Origin of the sequence: Bradyrhizobium sp., assembly GCF_049691595.1 — a bacterium.
Classification (GTDB): domain Bacteria; phylum Pseudomonadota; class Alphaproteobacteria; order Rhizobiales; family Xanthobacteraceae; genus Bradyrhizobium.
Genome location: NZ_JBAVNZ010000496.1, coordinates 1 through 2,931, shown reverse-complemented (window position 1 = coordinate 2,931; position 2,931 = coordinate 1). Strand labels below are relative to the sequence as shown.

The 2,931-nt window shown below is 65.9% G+C and carries 2 protein-coding genes; one reads left to right on the top strand and one right to left on the bottom strand.

The window, feature by feature from the left end; all coding sequences use genetic code 11:
• The coding region (locus WCE35_RS20690; RefSeq protein ID WP_424595179.1) for a peptidoglycan-binding protein at window positions 1-396 on the top strand (396 nt) is incomplete at its 5' end.
• 211 nt (window positions 397-607) lie between these two features.
• Here WCE35_RS20690 and recJ read toward each other — a convergent pair.
• On the bottom strand, window positions 608-2,449 hold the full coding sequence (gene recJ, locus WCE35_RS20685; protein ID WP_424595178.1) for a single-stranded-DNA-specific exonuclease RecJ: 1,842 nt from the start codon (window positions 2,447-2,449) through the stop codon (window positions 608-610).
• Between the last annotated feature and the right edge of the window lie 482 nt (window positions 2,450-2,931).

Below are 2,931 nucleotides of genomic sequence, written 5' to 3'. Positions count from 1 at the left end.
GGCCAGCCGTTCCCGCAGCCGACCGCGTCGGCGCAGATGTGGGTGCCGGTCGCCGGCGGTCCGGCCTTTTTGCTGGGCCCGAATTTCTATGCCGTGCGCAGCTACAATCCGTCGATGAACTATGCGCTGGCGATCTGCCATCTCGGCGATCGCATCCTGGGCGCGCCGCCCTTCATCCAGCCCTTCCCCGGCTCCGAGCGCGCGCTGACCCTGGCCGAGGTGCAGGAAATGCAGACGCGGCTCACCAAGGCCGGCTTCGACACCGGCGGCACCGACGGCCGTGTCGGCAACGACACCATGAAGGCGGTGAAGGATTATCAGGCCAAAATGGGCCTGATGCCGGCCGACGGCTATGGCGGGCTGAAGGTGCTGGCGCGGTTGCGGCAGGGAAATTGATACTGGCTGGCGCGAGGTCCGTTTCGTCATTGCGAGCGTTTTCCCGTCATTGCGAGCGCACGCGAAGCAATCCAATCCACGTAACCACAACAAGAAAGGATGGATTGCTTCGTCGCTTGCGCTCCTCGCAATGACGAATGAATGGACTCTCTGCATATCGATCCGACAACCTTTTCGAGATCGCGCCGCTGGCCGGTCTCATCGCATGCATCTACCTGATCACCGCCGGTCCCTGATCCGGCACGGCCACATCGAGCACGCGCAGCTGCACCCGCTCGGAACCCTGCCAGCGGTCGACCGCGAGCGATCCCGCGACGTGCAAGGGCTGGCCGCGATGCTGGGTCAGCGCGTTGCCGAGTTTTTGCCCGATCGAGCGAAACGCGATGCCGTTGACGATCGCGCCATCGCCGGATTTGAAGCGAACGCGCACATGCGCCTGACCTACTTCGTCGGCATAGACGAGCTGATGCGACGGCAGCGCGATCACCGGTTCGGGATTGCCGCTGCCGAACGGCCCGGCGCGATTGAGGGTTGCCACAAACTCCGGCGTCACCGCCCGCGCGCTCACCGCGCCATCGATCAACAGCTCGTTGTCGTGGCGCGATCTGGCGACGTCCTCAGCCAGCGCGCTTTCCATATAGGCGCGGAATTCGGCGAGCTTTTCCTTGCGCAGCGTCACGCCCGCGGCCATGGCATGGCCGCCGCCCTTCATCAGCAACCGGTCCTTCACCGCCTGCCGCACCGCGCGGCCGAGATCGACGCCCGAGATCGAGCGGCCCGACCCGGTGCCGATCCCGCCCGGCTCCAGCGCAATCGCAAACGCCGGCCGGGAAAATTTCTCCTTCAGCCGCGACGCCACCAGTCCGACCACGCCGGGATGCCAGCCTTCGGCCGCGGTGACGATCACCGCGCCCTTGTCCTCCAACCCCAGCGCGGCCAGCGCCTCGGCTTCGGCCTGCGCCTCCGCCATCTGCTCGATGACGCGGCGTTCGCTGTTGAGGCGGTCGAGCTCGGCGGCGATGCGCGCGGCCTCGGAGACATCGCCTTCCAGCAACAGCCGCACCCCGAGATCGGCGCGCCCGATCCGCCCGCCGGCGTTGATGCGTGGCCCCAGCATGAAGCCGAGGTGCCAGGCTTCGGGCGGACCGTTCAGCCGCGACACATCCATCAGCGCAGTGTGGCCGATATGGTCGCGGCGCCGCAGCGCGATCAGTCCCTTGGCCACGAAGGCGCGGTTCAATCCGATCAACGGCGCGACATCGGCGACGGTGCCGAGCGCGACGTGATGCAGCATGCCCAGCAAATCCGGCTCCGGCATTTCGCCGCTCCAGAATCCGCGCGCGCGCAATTCCCGGTTCACCGCGACCAGCGTGACCAGCACGAGGCCGACGGCCGCGAGATGACCGAGGCCGGAGAGATCGTCCGGCCGGTTCGGATTGACCAGCGCATCGACCGCGGGCAATTCATCGCCGGTCTGATGGTGATCGATGACCACGACGGACAGGCCGAGCCGCCGCGCCTCGGCGAGCGGCTCGATACTCGTGGTGCCGCAATCGACAGTCACCAGCAGCGTCGCGCCCTTGCCCGCGAGCATGCGCACGGCCTCGGTGTTGGGGCCGTAGCCCTCAAAAATACGGTCGGGGATGTGGATCAGCGGATCGAGCCCGCAATGGCGCAGATGCCAGGCCAGCAGCGCCGCCGAGGTCGCACCATCGACGTCGTAATCGCCGAAGATCGCGACCTTTTCGCCGCGGCTTGCCGCGTCGGCGATGCGTTTGGCGGCGGTCTCCATCTGCGTTACGGTATAGGGGTCGGGCATCAGCTTGCGGATGGTCGGATCGAGAAAGTCTTCGACCGCGTCGATCCCGACGTCGCGCCCGGCCAGCACCCGCGCCAGCATTTCCGGCAGTTGATGGCGCTGCGTAATCGCAAGCGCCCGCGCCGCCCCGCGCGCATCGAGCCGGTCGCGCCAGCGTTTTCCCGTCGCCGATCGCGCGACGCCGAGAAAGGCCGGCGGCGCTTCGACGGGGAGTGCGGATGCAGGAATCGTCATGATGCTTTCGGTCGGGAGGGCCACGCCACCCTGCCATATCTGTGCAGTTCCGGATTCAATGTCAAAGGCAAAGCAGACACGCGGAAACCGCTCGCGGCGCGATGCACCCGAGCTTTGCAGGATTCTCCGCCCTTTTTGAAAACAGAGGGCGCGGGGAAGGTCGGATGCAGGCTGGCACCCGCGGTCTCGTGTGCAAGATGTGCACAAGAATGCGCACACGAGCATACAGGTATCAGCCGGTGCCTCCGGCCTTCCCTGCGCAATGGTTTTACGGTTTATGCCGCGCTCTTGTGTCCGCAAAATCTGCCAGAATGTGCGAACGGGCGGTTCTCGCAAAACCGCCCGTCGCTGGAATTGAGCCCGTAACGCCCCAAAGGCGGTAGAGCCTGAGATCAGAGCAAGGGACAGCTCCGGTGGTCTTCCTCAACCCGAATAGTTGCAAGGGCTTCGAGCCCGAACCGAGCAAGGAAGGGAGTGGATGA